Origin of the sequence: Fodinisporobacter ferrooxydans, assembly GCF_022818495.1 — a bacterium.
Lineage (GTDB): Bacteria > Bacillota > Bacilli > Tumebacillales > MYW30-H2 > Fodinisporobacter > Fodinisporobacter ferrooxydans.
The window spans coordinates 3,211,094-3,229,096 of record NZ_CP089291.1; the positions used below are offsets into that span (position 1 = coordinate 3,211,094).

Below are 18,003 nucleotides of genomic sequence, written 5' to 3' on the forward strand. Positions count from 1 at the left end.
TAGGTGAAAATCTGTATCATTTACCGAATATGAAAAAGTTTAAAGGTTTCACTGACGTTTTCCGATATCGTATGGGTGACTATAGAATCGTATTTCAAATCAAGGACAAAGAGTTAGTCGTATTGGTCGTTAAGATTGGTATTTGCGGTAATGTATACAATGATTTGTAAATAATACACTTGAGTCTTGCATTTTGGGCCGATTAGGCCGAAAAATGGGCACACGTATAGTGTGTTCGTAAAAACAGCAATTAGGCACTTAGTTTCAATTCGTCTAACACTTCGAAAAGAGGTCGTTGAGCTAGGGCTTGTTGATAGACGTAGGTAACGATTTGTCCGAAATATTCCTTTCGAATTCGACGTACTACGTCCCCTAACGTCATTGGATCCTGCTCAGTGGACCATTCGTTTCGTTGTAATTCAAGAAAATTGTAGACCAAGAATTGAATTGCCCAATAACGCTGAATGGCATAAAACGATTGCAATTGATATTGGTCAAAGCCTAGCATCTCCTTAAAATATCGATATCCGGTTTCAATATTCCAGCGCACTTGATAATACCGAAGGATGGTTTCGAGATCCAACGTTTGATCTGTGCAAAGGATACAAAACGGTGTTTTGCTTGAATCGAATTCCTTTTCCCAGGAGAGCAAGACTTTAACATTTTCAACGTCTGCCAGCGGGCCTTCATATTCATATACCCAGTACATGTTCTGATTCCCCACGGTAACAGAGTGGAGATCGGACTGGTGAATATAATTCGTTGCAAATTCAGCAATCTGAATTCGAATGCCCGCAGGGCGGATTTTGCGATTGGTTTTAACGGCAGCAATAATGTGAAACCCTTTTGCATTACATGCATCTATGATTTTCTTGCTGGTATACCAACTATCCATTAGAACATAAACCAACTCATCATCAGATGCTTCATAGCTTTGAATGAGTTCCAGAGCCAAATCATTTTTGCTCTTGAATGGAATTTGGTTGACATTACAGTATCCCTCACGAAAGTAGGGTCGGAAATCCCATGCGAAGGAATACCCTTCGCTAACAAGATGGGCGGTAACTAAACAATGGGACCACACACCTTTCCCTTCATCATGGGAAAAATGAAAATCAAGTGCTTCAATATGTTTGGTAGAAACATCTTTTTTACAGCTCGTATCATCGATGATCAAGAATACGATGGATCGGGTATCTCCCTTTTTAGAATGCTTACGCCTGATCTTTTCCAACAAAAACTGCATACGGCGTTTTTGCATTCGGTTTACACACCAAGGTGAGTGTTTCAAGAATTTCGTCATGCAACTGAGATGACGATAGGAATTCGTAGAGCTTCGAATTTGTGTAATGGTTTTACGCCCTTCACACAAAATAATTCCTTGCATGATGTGAAGGAGATGGTTCCGTTGTGGCGCTGTAAATTGCAATTGCATTGCCAAAATAAACTTGACGATAGCAGAATACAAAGTTACCATGAAAGTGGACATCTCCTCTTTTGGGATTATTTGTGTGGTAACTTATAATTTCCGCAAAAGATGACAGGTGTCCTTTATTATTTTTTCAATGCGACAAAGGTTCTAAAGATTTGACAGGCTTCGCCAAATTTCTACAGCAAAATTTTTGCAAGACTCAAGTAATACAGTAATGAATTCGAACGAGATCGTATGCGTTTGCAGGCGGTCTATTAACTTTGCACAAATTCGAGAAGGTGATTCTCGTGTGAGACTTGCGGCGAAGTTTGATTTGTCGATGAAAATACTAGGAAAATAAAAATAGAATCACGGTAGATGAATTTTTTACACGTCCTCTTTTCTTACTTGGAACGTGTTTTTTTTTGCCTAAAACTTGAGGAGGAATAAAGCCAATGAAGAAAAGAATTTTGATTCCATTTGCCGTTCTGGCGAGTGTAGTGTTTATTGTACCCGCATTTGCCGCTGAAAACACTGCAATGTTCAAAAGCGGATTCGAATTTCGGACAGAGTTTACAACCAAACATTTTTACACCTCCGTTTATTACTTATTTTATAACATTTGTTGACAAAATGTAAGTTTATAATTTATAGTAAACATTGTGATATACACTCACTAAATGAAAGTAAACAGAAAAAAGGAAGGTGAATATCGTGGGTTATGGTTTGTTGGTAATTCGATTAATCGTTGGTTTGTCGTTTGCTGGACATGGCACGCAGAAACTGTTCGGTTGGTTTGGGGGATATGGTATTAAGGGCACAGGCGGATGGCTAGAGTCCATTGGTATTAAACCTGGTGCCCTGATGGCACTCGTTGCTGGATTGGCTGAGCTCATCGGGGGATTACTTTTCGCAGCAGGATTGTGGCTTCCATTGGCAGCGGCGTTGATCGTAATTACTATGTTGGTCGCAATTATAACGGTACATGGGAAGAATGGTTATTGGGTTACAATGAACGGTATTGAGTATCCCTTAATTTTAATTGCGGTCGTTATTGGTGTCGCACTCATCGGACCCGGTGCGTACGCAATACACCTTGCATAAGGGGAAGGTTGGTACATTATGAACACATCAATGGTGTATGAACTTCGACGTCCAACAAATATTGAGCCTGGAAAGAAGTATCCTGCATTGTTTGTTATGCATGGTATCGGGAGTAACGAAAAAAACATGCTTTCGCTCGTTGACGGTTTGGATGAATCTCTCTTCATCTTTAGTATCCGAGGTCATATTTCGCAGGGACCGGGTTTTGCTTACTTTACGATTCAAGGATACGGCAAACCGCACAGAGAAGTTTTCGATGACGCGATCATTCGGCTGACAGCTTTCATCAACAATGCATGTGACAAGTACCCAATCGACTTGAACCGTTTGTATTTGCTTGGTTTTAGCCAAGGGGCGATTCTTGCAATGACACTCGGGTTGACGCTTGGGTACCGCATTAAAGGAATCGTTGCTCTTAGCGGATACATTCCAAGCTTTGTGAAGGAAGAATACAACATACAGCCTGTTGAGGAACTATCCGTCTTTATTTCTCACGGTCAAATGGACCAGGTGTTGCCCTATGAATGGGGTCAAGCAAATGAATCATTCTTTAGCGAATTAGGTGCCAATGTTACATTTCGATCGTATCCGGAACCGCATACGGTGTCGGAGGAAAATTTGCGTGATTTTCAACAGTGGTTCATTGACGAGTTACAAAAGAATAAGGGGGTGTGATTATGATTCCAGCACTGTTCATTGCACACGGAGCCCCGCTTTTAGCGATTGAAGACAATAATTATACGCAGTTCTTAAGTCAATTGGGAGAGAAATTGCCGCGCCCTAGAGCTGTCATACTGTTTTCTGCACACTGGGTTGCGGGTAAGCAAAGAGTCAGCGAAGTTAAGGAATACGACACCATTTACGATTTTGGCGGATTTCCAGATGCACTTTACCAAATAAAATATCCTGCCAAAGGGAATCACCAAATCGCCCAACAAATTGAGAATTTCTTAACGGAGAATGGCATTCCGTTTGAGGTAGAAACGGAGCGCGGACTCGATCACGGAGCTTGGGTTGTCTTGCGCTTGCTCTATCCAAATGTGGACATTCCAGTCATCGCGATGTCTGTCAATCCTCGCCTTTCACCGGAGCAACAGTACAAAATAGGGCAGTCAATGGAGAAAATGCGAGCTGATGATGTCTTGATTATTGCCAGTGGTGGAACTGTTCACAACCTACGCGCTTTAGAGTGGCAGGAAAAGCAAATCAATGATTGGGCTCTTGAATTTGACCGGTGGTTAGAGATCCACATAAACCAATGGAATTTGGATTCATTGTATCAATACAATGCTTTGGCGCCTAACGCAAGTCTCGCCGTTCCGCCTTACGGAAATGAGCATTTTATTCCTTTGTTTTATGCAATGGGTGCTGCAGATAATCAGAGAGCGGCAAAATTGTTGCATCGGAGCTACAGATATGGATCCCTAAGTCACAGTGTATGGCAATTCGGTCAATTCAATTGATGGTTTAAAATTTACCTTGATGAAAGGTTGATGAAAAAATGACAAATATTCGGTATGCACCGTTGGCTCTTCGTTTAATTTTAGGTATTATTTTTATTTCACATGGGTATTCAAAATTAGCAACACCGACCGGATTTATTCAGTTTTTTACACATGTGGGTATACCAGTGCCTCATGTTGCTGTTCCAGTCATTGGTTTAATAGAGCTAATTGGCGGGATTTCATTATTACTCGGATTTGGAATTCGAATTTTCGCATCACTTCTTGTGATCGAGATGATCGTAGCTATTCTTACTGCAAAAATAAGTATGGGTCTTGTAGGTGGTTACGAATTTGAACTTGCTTTAATTGCTGGTTTAATTTCCTTGATTCTAAGCGGTTCGGGCGCAATTTCTATTGTTAATGGAAAAGTTAAGATCGCAGAATAAACTATCTTACGAAAAAAAGTGATGGACAGAAGCAACTTTCTAAAAGGAACATCTGCGGAATCACGGAACTTTCGAAGATGGAGATTCAAACGCTAGAAGGCGTTCATCTTAAAGCGATTGAGTTATCTTTTAATGAATGAAATGAATAATAGTTGTAAACAATTGTTATGGTGGTGAAATCATGGGGATTTTAGATAAATTCTTTGGAAAATCAGCTAATAAGGAGACGATACAAATGTCAAATGTGAAACTTGCGATCATTTACTACAGTTCAACCGGTACAAATTATCAAATGGCACAATGGGCTGCAGAAGCGGCAAAAGAAGCAGGTGCGGAAGTGAAAATTTTAAAAGTACAAGAACTTGCTCCAGATGCTGCCATTGATTCCAATCCTGCTTGGAGAGCCCATGTAGATGCAACAAAAGATGTCCCGGCAGCGACACCTGACGATATTGTCTGGGCAGATGCTGTGATTTTTAGCATGCCTACACGGTTTGGAAACCTTCCTTCCCAAATGAAACAGTTTTTAGATACATGCGGTGGAATTTGGTTCCATGGGAAAACGGTCAATAAAGTGGTAAGCGGTATGACAAGTGCACAAAATCCACATGGTGGTCAGGAGCAAACCATACTTCAACTTTATACAAGTATGTACCATTTCGGGGCTCTTGTTGTAGCACCAGGATACACAGATCAATCTCTGTTTGCGGCGGGCGGGAACCCATACGGAACAAGTGCAACAGTAGATCAAAATAATAAGTTTGTTGGAGATCCATCAGCTGCAGTGAAGCATCAAGCAAAACGTGTGATTCAAGTAGCTGAATGGGTGAAGAAAGGACAACAATAAATCATCCAAAATGAGGTTGTCCCAAAAGGGTAACTCTGAATGGGTCAGTCCCAAAATATGAATATAGAAGCCTCCAAGACCACTACAAAAGTGGAGATGGGGGCTTCTTGTGCGTATAAATTATTAGCCAAAGTGGGACGCCAAAAATCTAAAAGTGGCTTTTGGGACAGCCTCATTACCAAAATATGTAGTTGACAACATACACGCAAACACACGTTCTTTGTTGCATTCAAGTAAAATACGCTGTTTGTAGCAAACCGTGTTACGTGTAAAATAGTGTCGCCGTTGAAGGGCTTTAATTTTATTGTTTCGTCCTTCAACTGCCGCATTTGTAAAGCGAAGAAGATGGTAGCTCACGATCTCTTCTTTCCAATTTTCCATTGTTTTCAAGCAAGATTTCACGGCTGAATTTGCAGGGGTAGATATAGGACTATATGTAATGGATCACTTCTATGAAGAATTTAAAGATGACCGTTTTGCTGCCCCACTTTTCATACGTCAACTCGTACGTGCAGGTAGATTAGGGAAAAAATCCGGTGCCGGTTTCTATGATTACAACAAATCCGGTTTCTATGATTACAACAAATAGAGTATGTAGGAAATGTAGTTGAACTATTGAAATGTTCCTTTTTGTCGTGGAATGGATTCAAAAATTGTTTAAACTGATTCATGGCAATGATCGAAGGAATAAACTTCGTATTTTTTTCAATTTTACTTCAGGAATTTTCCGTATTTTCATAATAAGAATTCAAATTGACTGCAAAATTTAGTATATGCTCAAATCACTAAATCATACTAAACGTATCGAATTAATTAATCATAAAAATAAGGCAACTGTCTAAAAGGATAAATATAGTTGGAATTGGTAAGGATAATTTTTGAAATTCGATCTCATTTTTACATACAAAGGAGAGACGATCATGCTTCAAAAACGAGCAAGGAAAAAATTAGAAAATCGATCGTCGACAAATTTTAAAAAGGAAGATCAAAAATTCGCTCAAATTCTTTCCTTCGATTTGGAAGAAAATATAAATCTATTTCAAAATATTTATACGGATTGTTCGGATGTAATTTTCCGTTCCTTTTTAATTGGAAATCGAATCGAAGCGGTTTTGATTTATATTGATGGACTAGCAAATCTTGAGGACCTCGAAACGAATCTCCTTGCACCGTTAATGCAGAATATTCAGGAACAAACGGACATTGTCGATCATTTAAAGAAAAACAAAATTGCAGTGGCGTATGTACAGGAATTTGAAACGATTGATAAAGGGATCGAATCCATTTTGAGAGGAAATCCCCTTCTTTTGTTGGAAGGTGAGAAACGTGCTCTATCTTTAGGTTTGGCCAAATGGGAAAAACGGTCGATTGAAGAACCGACCGCTGAAGGAGTGGTGCGGGGACCAAGAGATGGGTTTGTGGAAACATTAAGAGTCAATACTTCTCTTTTGCGCAGAAAAATTAAAAGTCCGGATTTGAAATTGAAATCCATGAAAATCGGCCGCTACACACAAACAGACGTTGTAATTGCTTACATTGAAGGTCTTGTAGAACAGACACTCCTTGAAGAAGTGCAAAATCGACTGCAACGAATCGATTTGGATGGGGTATTGGAAAGTGGATATATCGAAGAATTCATTGAAGATTGCCCTTTTTCGCCATTCCCGCAAGTGATCAATACGGAACGGCCGGATGTCGTGGCTGCGAATCTCTTGGAAGGAAGGGTAGCCATCCTGATGGATGAGACCCCTTTTGTTTTAATTGCTCCTACCACATTTTTTTCGTTGCTTCAGTCTCCAGAGGACTACTATCAACGATTTCTCATTAGTACGTTGATTCGATGGCTGCGATATCTTTTCATGGGGATTTCTCTTTTACTTCCTTCTCTTTATGTGGCTATCCTTACATTTCATCAGGAGATGGTTCCCGCCAGCCTGTTAGTAAGTATCGCTGGTTCACGCGAAACCGTTCCTTTTCCGGCCCTCGTAGAAGCTCTCATTATGGAGGTTACTTTCGAAGCGTTGCGTGAAGCGGGGATCCGGTTGCCAAAACAAATCGGATCTGCTGTTAGTATTGTAGGAGCCTTGGTCATTGGTCAAGCAGCTGTACAAGCCGGATTGGTTTCCACACCGTTGGTCATCGTGGTCGCGGTCACTGGTATCGCCTCCTTCATGGTTCCACGTTATGTTCAAGGGACGGCATTCAGGATGATTCGTTTCCCTATTATGTTTCTTGCTGGAACGCTAGGACTGCTTGGAGTCATGTTCGGGGTGATTGCGCTTAGTATCCATTTATGCACACTCCGTTCTTTTGGCGTTCCTTATATGAGTCCTGTGGGTCCCGTGAAAATGCGTAATTGGAAAGACGTGTTAATTCGTGCGCCGTGGTGGATGATGAGCACACGTCCCCATTTAACCGGAGAATACGATCCATATCGACAATCTATCGGACAGATGCCGAATCCATCGAGGGGAGGTGAATAAAGCAGCCTACAATCTTCAAACGAGGCATCGTCCATGCCACAACTATTGGGCGGGTACTTGATACCAGGAGATGAGTGAAATGTTGGAAAAAGGGAAGATTTCTGCTATGCAGATGGGCCTAATGATCTACCCCACGATATTAGGAACCGCTATTCTTGCCATTCCCTCGATAATCGGTAAGCAAGCGGAACGGGATCTATGGATCTCCCCTATTTTGGCTTCGTCTACAGGGTTTCTTACTGTATATATCGCTGATCGACTAAACAAAATCTTTCCTGGTGAAACATTTATTCAATATAGCGAACATATCTTAGGCAGGGTTTTAGGAAAAATCCTTGGATTCTTTTACATGTTATTTTTTCTACAAACAATAGGCAACATCTTACGGGAATATGCTGAGTTTACGGTAGGGACCTTTCTCCCTAAAACACCGTTGCTCGTGGTAATTGCCGGTCTCACCCTGCTCTGTGCGTTTGCGGTTCGGGGTGGGATAGAAGTATTGGGAAGATTGGCTCAAATTTATCTCCCGGTATTTACATGACCTATGCAGTTCAAGTAATTAACTGGTAATCATTCATCAGAACAATAATTTTCAATAATATTTCGAAAAAAATCACAAAAACTACTTGACTTTTAGAAATTATCACAATAATCACGAAGGATACCTTTATTTACTAGGTATATCTTCTGGATTATAGGTGGTTTTCTAATGTCAGCGTTACAAAAACCAAGATTTAAAGAGCTCAATCATGGAGAATGTGCAGGGGCACCCATTCTTAAAAGTTTATGGGATCGTTTTGACTTTTCTCTGTTACTCACTCAATCAGGCATCATGAAACGCAGTGGAACTCCGTCATGGTTAATTTGCTTTCTCTATGTCGTTGGTATTGTTTCGAATTGTCCTTCTGTTGTTCAGATAGTGAAACTGGCCAGCAAGGATACGTTGCTTAAGGCGATGTTTCAGCCTTGGAAATTTACCCAATCTACGTTAAGCCGTTTTTTCACGAATGGCTTTGCATGGATGACATTTGGGAAAAAACGCGTCGAACGACTACAACAAGATCCCTTGACACAACTCACCGATGGAGATGTGATCAATCTCGATGATACTCACAGTGCGCATCCTTATGCCAAGCAACTTCCGTTTCTCAGTTGGCTCTTTGACCACTCAATGAAAGTCTATGTATGGGCGACGAATCTTGTGGTTCTTCAGGCGGTTCTGAAAAGCGGGTTGGAGTATCCGTTGTTTTACCGTGTCTGGCATAAGCCAGAAATAAAAGGCGAAGGGATTACAAAACTAGATCTCGCTAGGCAAATGCTATTGATGCTGCGTGAATCCGTCACTTGCCACTTGTGGGTTGCGATGGATCGGTGGTACTTGTGTAAGCAGTTTTTCACATTTCTCGAAGAGAACAACTTTGATTGGGTTACCAAAGCCAAACGCAACACAATTTTATTCCGTAAAGTCATCGAACCCGGTACCCGTAGGGAACGTTTCGTGCCGCTAACTCCTGTCATGCTCATCCGTGAGGTGTTTAAGGAATTAACTCGAAAGGCAACTTCTGGGCTGGTCTCCATTTCCATTCCAGGGATTTACATGAAGCGTCCTTATGCCGCTGTCAATCGTAAAGGCAAGCAAGTGACCAAACATAAATATGTCCCAATCGCCGCTGTAGTCGCCATGCGATTAAAGGAAGATGAGCGACTCGATTCAGATAATGTAGAAACCGAAGGTGAGGATTCACCCGCCACATACAAAGGTGCGTACCTAATTATAAGCAACCGTCATGATACTCCGAAAGAAGCTCTACAAACGTATATCAAACGCTGGAGGATCGAAGTATTCTTTCGCGCTGCCAAGCAGGAACTAGCTTTCGAAAAGTGTCATTCTGAATCTCAAGCGCATCATCATGCTCATTTCGAATTATTGTTCACTGCCGAGACCTTATTAGCTGTTGCACTTTTTGAATTGAACAAAGAAAAAACGAGTGATGATGAAGGCTACACCCACGGCGAAATGGTTCGTGGCCTCTTCCACACTCGTTGCCAGGTTCGCGTGAAGAACCACAAAGGTATTCAGCGAATCTACATTGATTGTGACACACAAGTGCAGCAATTTGCAAGACTCATTGAATTATTTTGGCCTGAGCATTACTTAATGCTTCTTTGGGCTACGCCCAAACCCGATATTTACCAGAGTTTACCTCAAACTGCATAAGTCATGGTATTTATATTTCCCTTACTTATTATGGTGGTTCTTCTCCTGCGGGACTTTGACCCAAAGAATATGTTTCCTGTTATGAGGCATGGGATCATGCTTTCCATAAAGGGAGCGGTTGTTCCAGGTTTAGGATGGTTTTCTGAATTTTTTATCATTGCTTTTTTTTTCCCTCTCTTAACCGATCAGGAAAAAGGAAAGAAATGGGGAATGATTTCCGTTTTATCCGTTGCACTTACTATGGTAGTAACCAATCTAACAGCTCTTTTCTTATTTGGAGGTACAATGATCAGCAGCTACCTTTATCCTGTGTTTGAGGCGTCTCGATACATCAGTATTGCCGATTTTTTTGAACATCTCGAAGCGGTTGTAATGGTGGTTTGGGTGGCGGGAATTTTTATTAAAGTATCGGTTTTTTTTTATGTTCTCTCGTTAGGCACGGCCCAATGGCTTAACTTGTCGGACTATCGCGTAGTTGTCTTTCCATACGGGTTTCTTCTGATTCTGTTTGGTATGTGGGTAACTTCCAATATACAAGAAATGTCTCGATTTTTAGAATTGGTGAGCCCGCTGCATTCTCCACTATTTTTATTGGCAATTCCATTATGTCTTTTGTTCCTGGCCATGTTTCGGAAGGGGAGGAAGGGAGAACAACAACGGTGAACCGTTATTTTTCTAAACTAATTTTGGGGAAATTTTTACATATTTTCCTTTATTTTGCTTGTTTTCCCCTACTGACGGGCTGTTGGGATCGAAAGGAAATAAATGATCTGGCTATTGTATTAACGACAGCAATTGATAAAACCGAAGATAAGATGACCGAAGTGTCCGTTCAGGTTTTACTTCCTCAAGCAGTGGGCGGTGGATTGCAGGGAGGAGGGGACAGTAAAAAAAGGCTGACCATAGTTAGATCAGCGACAGGACAAAATTTTGTAGATGCTATGTCAAAAATTCAGGGAAAAGTTCCACGTAGACTCTTCTGGGGGCAATGCAGTGCCTATATTTTCGGGGAACAAATCGCAAAAGGGGGCCTTCATAACGAAATTGATCCGCTCATTCGCCACCCGGAACCACGAAATCGGGCGTACCTGTTTGTCAGTGAAGGGAAAGCCGTGGATCTCTTGTCTGTACAAACTTCTCTGGAAGGATATTTAGGAAAAGTTCTTCGAAAACTTTCAGAAGAACAGATTGGCGTAAATGTCACATTGAAAGATTTTCAACAGATGATTACTGGAGAGGCAGGCGGAGCTGTTCTTCCCTATATTAAAACGGCACCTTTTAAAAACGAAGAAAGCGTCGGCTCGCTTTTAGGAACTGCCATTTTTAAACGAGATAGGATGGTTGGAGAAATTAATGAAAAAGTGACGAGAGGAGTCCTGTGGCTTAGAAATGAAGTTGAAGCCAAATCCGTGACTGTGAAATTTCCTGACGGAGACGAAAGTATATCGATGAATCCGGTTTTAATACATACAGTTCTGATTCCTAAAATAGAAAATGAAAAATGGAAAATAAAAGTAAGAATTGAAGCTGAAGGAAAGATTGTACAAAATGCAACCCATTTGGATATTATGAATCCGGATGTTAACAAGATAATTCAAAAAAAATTCTCTAAAGTTATCAAAAACCGGATCAATCAAGCTTTGGACCAGGTTCAGAAAAGGATGAAAACAGACGTTTTTCGCTTTGCCGAAACATTTGAACGCAAATATCCAGGCAAGTGGGATCATGTGAAAGATCGATGGGACGAGATCTTCCCTCGAGTGGAAGTATCCTTTGATCTCAAAACATACGTGCGGGGACTTGGATTAACGACGAGATCTGCTGGTCTGCCTGAGCGAGAGGTGAGAAAGAAATGAAGATAGGATCCGTTGTTGGCATTACGGTCTTTGTATGTCTGATGGCTCTCTTTCAATGGCCTAAAATGGATCAACATCCTAAAAAGGATAAAATCGCCTTTGTTACTTTAACAGCGATTGGATGGATTCTCGCTTTGCTTCTCATCTACTTTCCAGATATGCCTGGTCCTAACAAGATGGTTGGGGCTATTTTTAAACCGCTGGAGTGGTTAATACCAAAATAAGAAAGTGATCTTGGTTGGATGTTAATCTGAAAATTAAACAGTCAGCAAAAAACTAGTAAATATTTTTTATTGACAATCTAAAGCGTTTACATTTTAATAATAATTATAAGAGAACATTGTTCACTAAAAATATAAAATTTTAAAAGCCGTATTTGTATTGTATGGGGACGGGTCAATTTAATTAAATTAACATTTGGTAATATCTAACTGCTTATAAACTAGGTAGATGTGATATTGCGCGCATTTTTTAAGAGAGGGGTGAACTGCTTTCATTTCGAACAAATTGAAAATATCTATTGATCATGTCTTGAAAATTATGAATATGAATCGGAGGGATCAGGAGCATTTAATAGAAGGCAAATATAGTGATTCGGCGTATCAGCAGCTCAAAAAATATATGTGTAGAAAAGAGTTTTTTTAAAAGAAAAGTTAAGTATTAGGGGTATTGGGTAAATTAGAAACAGGCGGGGGTTGAATAAATGGAAATGTCCAAAAAATATGATATAAAGTTGGTATGGTTTATTTTCTTTATTTTAGGATTCGTTATGCTTGACCGTTTGGCAATTACATTCCTTTTTCCCATCATTGCTCCGATTTTGCACCTTAACAATACGGAAATTGGACAAATTATGATGTGGATGACATTGGCCTTTGACGTCTCGGCGGTATTAATCAGTTCACTTTCAGATAAATCCGGATACAGGAAGCGTTGGTTGATTCCATTTGTTTTCGCAACGGCTATTTTTTCAGGTATGTCAGCATTTGCTGTTTCATTCGGTTCTATGTTGGTATTGCGCGTTTTGAATGGTTTTGGTGAGGGACCGACATATCCGCTAAGTGCAAGCATGATTATGGCGGAATCCTCCCCAGAACGGGTAGGGCGGAATATTGGGTTCGCACAAAGCGGAGTAGGACTTATTGGACTCGCACTTGCTCCGTTGGTAGTTACACAATTGGCAGTTCATACAAATTGGCGTGTCGCATTTTTGTTGACTTGTGTTCCTACATTAATTATGGGATTGATATTAATCAAATATACCCGTGAGATTCACTTCCAAAAGTCCGATTCTAACGGAACGAACTTCAGTACATTTATTGAAGCGCTAAAATATCGCAATGTTTTAGTAAGCGTTTTCGTTTCGGTTTGCTTAATGATAGCACTTTGGGTGATGAATATATTCGCTCCTCTATTTTTGACAAAAGTTGACCATTTGACAGAAGCACAAATGGGATATGTGATGGGAATCATGGGGTTGGGTGCATTCGCTTGGGGATTCCTTGTTCCACTCATTTCTGATTATTGGGGACGAAAACCAACACTGGTATTGTTCTCTTTCCTATCAGTTTTTCCACCTATCATTATGTATTTCTATCATGGCGGATGGGTGAATTTGGCGATTATAGCTTTTTTCTTAAACGTTGTTCAAGGTGTGTTTCCATTATTTATGAATATCATACCTATGGAGACTGTTCCAGAGCGTCTTGCAGCAACTGCAAGCGCGCTAAGCATGGGAGTTGGAGAGGTAATTGGGGCTGCGGTGACTCCAGCAGTTGCTGGTGTGCTGGCTGATCACTTTGGATTGCCTATTGTTATGTTTGTTGCAGCTGCCGGACCCCTGCTTGCAACGATCGTTGGGTTTGCGTTAATTGAAACACGACAAAGAACAAGTAAAGAAAATCTTTTGTCGAATCAAAATAGCGATATAGTTTTTTAAACAATCGTTGCTTTGATTCAGGCTGGTGGGAAACATACCAAACCAGCCTTTTTGTATTTCGTATTTAATTTTGGGCTTGATCATACTTTTCCAAATTTCTGATTATAGGATTGCCAAAGATATCGAATCGCATTTAAGCATTCCTTGTTTGACATATGGTTACTCACTTGGATACAATTCGAAATATAAAGAATTCGAAAGATAAAGTAAATCTCATGTTATAAAATAGATGGTTACTCGAATTTCCATATATAATATAAATGTTTTGGAGATGTTTTAAAAGTGGATGGAATAAAAAAAGGAACAGGTATTCAATCGCTTCAAATTGGATTGTCGATTGTAGAATTGGTGGCTAGTCAAGGACGGCCCATGACGTTTACAGATATTTGCGAAATGACACAGATAACAAAAAGTAATTTATATAAGTACTTAAACACTTTAACGAATATGGGTATTTTATATCGTGATAAATTTGGTGGTTTATATACTCTCGGCAATAAATTAATTGAATATGGTATGGCTGCGGTAAGCCAGGAAAATGTGTTAGAGCGTGTAGAACCATATTTATATGAAATTAATCGGGAGTGTAAGGAGACAGTTTTATTATCCTTCTGGACACCGAATGGACCAATTGTTGTAAAATTACTCACTAGCAATCATATTTTGAATATTGGAGCGCAAATCGGAACGTATTTACCCATTTATTCTGCGACCGGAAAAGTGTATGCAGCCTTTAAGAATTGTGTGCAGATCCATGAATGGAAAGAAAAAGAACTCCAAGAAATTCCTGGAGAACAAAGGCAAGACTTGGAGAAAGAGTTGGACAGAATAAAAAAAGAACGGATTTCATTTGCGATAGAACCACTTGTTCCTTCCGTTTCTTCCGTTGCAGTGCCTATCTTAAATTTTAAACAAGAATTATTATGTGTTATCACTTTAGTTGGATTTTCAGATTCCTTAGATTTCCAGGTGGATAATGAAAAAATTAAATATTTATTGGATAGTAGTCAGGAAATTTCGAGTATTTTTGGAAGTACTAATGTTAATAAAGAATAATTCGGTTATCAATTTAGCTCATACGTATGAGACAATAGCAGCACAACGTACATTTTAAAAACCAACGACTCACCTATGCGTGTCTGAGAGTTTTGATTGTTGGGGTTGAATGATCAATTGATCTAGCTTCAGTAAATCATCAAAAAGGGAATTATCAGAAGAATCGCTCGCCAAGAAAATAGCGAGCGTATAAAAAATATATGAATAGTTTCCTGGATTTTAGTGAACCGGCAGGGCGTCTCCGTTGTAGCGATAGGAGTACAGCCAATTTACATAATGAGTGTCTTGGGAATCTCGATTTTCCATGATTGAATTCCGCAAAAGGATTGCTGTCGGATCCACAGCGTGGATAATTTCACCCCATGTGCGGGCGCTGCGTTGTACGCTTGTTGCACGTGCCATTCGCTTCTGTTGATATGCCGAAAAAGCGGTTCCGAAGTCATCGCCGTGCTCGTGAAGAGAATCCGACAAGCAAGCTGCATCCTCGATAGCCTGACAACCACCTTGAGCCAGATATTGCAGCATCGGATGTGCGGCGTCTCCGAGCAATGCGACACGCCCCGACGTCCAGTTGTTGATCGGTTCGCGGTCGTACATTGGCCAACGACGCTGACGTGATATGAAGCTGACTGCATGGCGCACAGGATCACAGCATTTCCCAAAATGTTCGTCAATCTCGTCTGGTGTTCCCCAATCATCGGAGTCTTCTTTGTATCGAAAACTTTTAAAGACGATTACCTGATTATAAAGCTCACCACGACGCACCGGGTATTGAACCAGGTGCAGGTTTGGGCCGATCCACATTAGAACGTCATCCATATCGGTACCTGCTGTGCCAGATACTTCTTCCATTGAAATGGTGCCACGATACGCTACATACTGGGAGGGGACAGTTTGATCGTTACTGAATAATTTACGAGTGATTGAATGCAGTCCGTCAGCTCCAATTACTGCATCCGCAACATAGGCTGTTCCATCATGTAAAGTTACCCGAGCTTTCTTCCCTAAATTTTCTACTTTTTCTACGGCTTGGTTCGTCAGAACGGTAATTTTTTCATTATCCTTGCAGGCTTCATACAACACTTGTTGTAAATCAGCACGGTGCAGCACGATGTATGGGTAACCGTACTTTTTAAGGAAGGAACCGCCCAAATCAAGAGCACTAAGCTCTTTTCCGGTCATAGCATCCATCAACACCAAACGTTTCGGAAATACTGCAAGTTCGGATAGTTTATCCATCACGCCAAAGCGAGATAAAACGGATGTTGCATTAGGTGACAATTGAATGCCTGCACCAACTTCACGGATTTCTGGTGCCTGCTCCAAAACATAAACAGAACGTCCTGATTCAGCAACTCCCAGCGCTGCTGTGAGGCCGCCAATACCGCCGCCAACGATTAAAAATGGAATTTCTTTTATATTTGACATTCTTAAAACTCCTCTCTACTGATCTAAAAACTATATCAATCAGATTTTTTATAGTTGTATTCTTCCTAAAACGCTTTCTCATGGTTTGAATTTGCAAGATTTACTCTACAAGAGATTGTCTCAGAATGGATAACATCTACAACTTACGGTAGAAGTGGTTTGAATTCATCTGTAATCTCTTGATGGCCTTGATTTTTTTCATAATCTTCTTCTCGTTGTACACTGAATTTTTCCATAATAGGCAAATCACTTACAGAAAATAAAAAAGAATCTTCTGTGGCAATATGCTCATGCCAAGCCCAGTTTGGTACGACGAAGTAATCTCCTTTGGACCAATCAAAACGAACGCCATTAATTACGGAGCAACCAGAACCTTCGAAGACTTGATAGATGACGGAATAAGTATGTCGATGTGCCTTGGAATGGAACCCTTTCGGAATTTTTTGCATCCAAGCGGCAATATTCGGATTTGCCGTTTTCCCATTCGACGGGTTGATATACTCTATGGCATAACCGTCATAAGGGTCTGGTTCATACTGGCTGAGTCCATGGATTGCAGCCAAGGTTTGAGACCATTTGTAAGAACCAAGTGGAGCGATCTTCGGATAACGATCCGAAATTGGACGAACCATTCCGCCTGCATAACGTTGTGAAGAATAGTTATCCGGAACTTTCGGTTGTTCTATTTTTTCCGGATAATGTTCAAAAAATGTCCCGCCAATCGAATACAATGTCGGAATATCCAAAGCATCCATCCAAATCATCGGCTCGGCACCTAAATGTGCATGACCGTGCCAGAGTCCTCCTGGAGTAATCAGATAGTCTCCTTCCTCCATAAATATCCGTTCTCCTTGGACGATGGTATACGCTCCTGAACCATTTGTAATAAAACGAAGAGCGCTTTGGGTATGGCGATGGGATGGTGCTGTTTCTCCCGGCAATATTAACTGGACAGCGGCATAAAGAGTTTGTGTAGTAGAAGCCCATCCCCATGGTTCACGGTGTTTTAGGCCAGGGTTTTGCAAGTAAATAGCCCTTCTTTCTCCTCCACGATCAGGAGTGAAAATTTCACGTGCCTCCATCAGTTTGGTGTGAAGGGTTTTCCATTTCCATAAATAAGCCACAGCTTGTGGTTTTGGTTCGTGTGGCATCAATTCCGGGATTGCATGCCATAGCGGTCCTAGATGGTACTTTTCAATCTCTCTATTAAATTCTTTTACAATTTGGCTGTGGAAAAACTCCATTTTTTCTGCCATTCGGCATCACCTCGTTTATTGTATTAATGAATCTCACGAAATTGTTGGATGTTTCGATTGATTTGCTGCAGATGTTTGCCAAGATGTTCAATTATAAGATGGTCTACAATAAATTCCATAGGCTTTGTTCCAAAACGCGGGTTGCGGCTTGGAGATTCGATTTTTAAAGCCTCCTCACGAAGAGATCCGAGAACATCTTGGACTTGCTTTTTGGAATTTTCGAGTTCCTGTATTACATCGTGAATTGAACGCTGATCTGTCTGAGCTACTGCAGCCAGTCGGCCCTCATGTTGTAAACCACGGCCCCATTCTGTACCTGGCATGTTCACAACCTGTTGAATTTCATGTAACCAGTAGGGGGTAGCCTCATTGATGTGGCATAATATCTGCATAATTGACCAGACATCCGCATCTGGTTTCCAACGGATCAAATCTTCAGGCAATTCTTTTGTAACGCGAATGATTTGGTCTATGCGTTCCTGTATCTGTTTGATTTCCTCTTGGCAGTTCATGA

The 18,003-nt window shown here is 40.7% G+C and carries 19 protein-coding genes and 2 pseudogenes; 16 read left to right on the top strand and 5 right to left on the bottom strand.

What is annotated here, in order from left to right; translation table 11 throughout:
- The first annotated feature begins 29 nt into the window (after positions 1–29).
- Positions 30–170, top strand: coding sequence for a type II toxin-antitoxin system RelE family toxin (locus tag LSG31_RS23380; RefSeq protein WP_430734204.1), 141 nt, complete (start codon positions 30–32; stop codon positions 168–170).
- 80 nt (positions 171–250) lie between these two features.
- Here LSG31_RS23380 and LSG31_RS15375 read toward each other — a convergent pair whose 3' ends face one another.
- Positions 251–1,477, bottom strand: a complete 1,227-nt coding sequence (locus tag LSG31_RS15375) for an IS701 family transposase (RefSeq protein WP_347435742.1) — start codon at positions 1,475–1,477, stop codon at positions 251–253.
- 389 nt (positions 1,478–1,866) lie between these two features.
- Between LSG31_RS15375 and LSG31_RS15380 the strand changes: the two genes are divergently transcribed.
- The 6 genes from LSG31_RS15380 to wrbA all read left to right on the top strand — a co-directional run bounded on the left by LSG31_RS15380 (position 1,867) and on the right by wrbA (position 5,253).
- Positions 1,867–2,040, top strand: coding sequence for a hypothetical protein (locus tag LSG31_RS15380; RefSeq protein WP_347435954.1), 174 nt, complete (start codon positions 1,867–1,869; stop codon positions 2,038–2,040).
- An 82-nt stretch (positions 2,041–2,122) separates the two neighbouring features.
- The gene (locus LSG31_RS15385) at positions 2,123–2,515 is read left to right on the top strand and encodes a DoxX family protein (RefSeq protein WP_347439531.1); all 393 of its coding nucleotides are present in this window, start codon (positions 2,123–2,125) and stop codon (positions 2,513–2,515) included.
- A gap of 18 nt (positions 2,516–2,533) precedes the next feature.
- Positions 2,534–3,190, top strand: a complete 657-nt coding sequence (locus tag LSG31_RS15390; RefSeq protein ID WP_347435955.1) for an alpha/beta hydrolase — start codon at positions 2,534–2,536, stop codon at positions 3,188–3,190.
- Positions 3,191–3,192: 2 nt separating this feature from the next.
- On the top strand, positions 3,193–3,978 hold the full coding sequence (locus LSG31_RS15395; protein ID WP_347435956.1) for a DODA-type extradiol aromatic ring-opening family dioxygenase: 786 nt from the start codon (positions 3,193–3,195) through the stop codon (positions 3,976–3,978).
- Between the two features lie 38 nt (positions 3,979–4,016).
- Positions 4,017–4,406, top strand: a complete 390-nt coding sequence (locus LSG31_RS15400) for a DoxX family protein (RefSeq protein WP_347435957.1) — start codon at positions 4,017–4,019, stop codon at positions 4,404–4,406.
- A gap of 181 nt (positions 4,407–4,587) precedes the next feature.
- Positions 4,588–5,253: an NAD(P)H:quinone oxidoreductase gene (gene wrbA / locus LSG31_RS15405; protein WP_347435958.1), complete on the top strand. Its 666-nt coding sequence runs from the start codon at positions 4,588–4,590 to the stop codon at positions 5,251–5,253.
- Between the two features lie 213 nt (positions 5,254–5,466).
- Here the strand turns inward: wrbA and LSG31_RS15410 are convergent.
- Positions 5,467–5,658, bottom strand: a pseudogene (locus LSG31_RS15410) (transposase); the annotation flags it as partial.
- 1 nt (position 5,659) lies between these two features.
- Here LSG31_RS15410 and LSG31_RS15415 point away from each other — a divergent pair.
- The 9 genes and pseudogenes from LSG31_RS15415 to LSG31_RS15455 form a co-directional block, all read left to right on the top strand.
- Positions 5,660–5,842: pseudogene (locus tag LSG31_RS15415) on the top strand (3-hydroxyacyl-CoA dehydrogenase family protein); the annotation flags it as partial.
- A gap of 331 nt (positions 5,843–6,173) precedes the next feature.
- Complete coding sequence (locus tag LSG31_RS15420; RefSeq protein WP_347435959.1) at positions 6,174–7,736, top strand: spore germination protein; 1,563 nt, start codon at positions 6,174–6,176, stop codon at positions 7,734–7,736.
- 79 nt (positions 7,737–7,815) lie between these two features.
- Complete coding sequence (locus LSG31_RS15425) at positions 7,816–8,277, top strand: GerAB/ArcD/ProY family transporter (protein ID WP_347435960.1); 462 nt, start codon at positions 7,816–7,818, stop codon at positions 8,275–8,277.
- A 168-nt stretch (positions 8,278–8,445) separates the two neighbouring features.
- On the top strand, positions 8,446–9,954 hold the full coding sequence (locus tag LSG31_RS15430) for a transposase (protein WP_347435961.1): 1,509 nt from the start codon (positions 8,446–8,448) through the stop codon (positions 9,952–9,954).
- Between the two features lie 3 nt (positions 9,955–9,957).
- Positions 9,958–10,617, top strand: coding sequence for a GerAB/ArcD/ProY family transporter (locus tag LSG31_RS15435; RefSeq protein WP_347435962.1), 660 nt, complete (start codon positions 9,958–9,960; stop codon positions 10,615–10,617).
- Positions 10,614–11,810 carry a Ger(x)C family spore germination protein gene (locus tag LSG31_RS15440; protein WP_347435963.1) on the top strand — a complete coding sequence of 399 codons (1,197 nt, stop codon included), beginning with the start codon at positions 10,614–10,616 and terminating at the stop codon, positions 11,808–11,810. The genes LSG31_RS15435 and LSG31_RS15440 overlap by 4 nt, the downstream gene beginning before the upstream one ends.
- Positions 11,807–12,034, top strand: a complete 228-nt coding sequence (locus LSG31_RS15445) for a hypothetical protein (protein ID WP_347435964.1) — start codon at positions 11,807–11,809, stop codon at positions 12,032–12,034. Before LSG31_RS15440 ends, LSG31_RS15445 begins: the two co-directional genes overlap by 4 nt.
- A gap of 479 nt (positions 12,035–12,513) precedes the next feature.
- Positions 12,514–13,749 carry an MFS transporter gene (locus tag LSG31_RS15450; RefSeq protein ID WP_347435965.1) on the top strand — a complete coding sequence of 412 codons (1,236 nt, stop codon included), beginning with the start codon at positions 12,514–12,516 and terminating at the stop codon, positions 13,747–13,749.
- A gap of 282 nt (positions 13,750–14,031) precedes the next feature.
- Positions 14,032–14,805 (top strand): IclR family transcriptional regulator, encoded by a 774-nt coding sequence (locus LSG31_RS15455; protein ID WP_347435966.1) that lies wholly within the window; start codon positions 14,032–14,034, stop codon positions 14,803–14,805.
- A gap of 219 nt (positions 14,806–15,024) precedes the next feature.
- Here LSG31_RS15455 and LSG31_RS15460 read toward each other — a convergent pair whose 3' ends face one another.
- The 3 genes from LSG31_RS15460 to LSG31_RS15470 form a co-directional block, all read right to left on the bottom strand.
- Positions 15,025–16,233, bottom strand: coding sequence for an FAD-dependent monooxygenase (locus LSG31_RS15460; RefSeq protein ID WP_347435967.1), 1,209 nt, complete (start codon positions 16,231–16,233; stop codon positions 15,025–15,027).
- 143 nt (positions 16,234–16,376) lie between these two features.
- Positions 16,377–17,489 (bottom strand): cupin domain-containing protein, encoded by a 1,113-nt coding sequence (locus tag LSG31_RS15465; RefSeq protein ID WP_347435968.1) that lies wholly within the window; start codon positions 17,487–17,489, stop codon positions 16,377–16,379.
- Between the two features lie 23 nt (positions 17,490–17,512).
- Complete coding sequence (locus tag LSG31_RS15470) at positions 17,513–18,001, bottom strand: DinB family protein (RefSeq protein ID WP_347435969.1); 489 nt, start codon at positions 17,999–18,001, stop codon at positions 17,513–17,515.
- Positions 18,002–18,003: the final 2 nt, after the last annotated feature.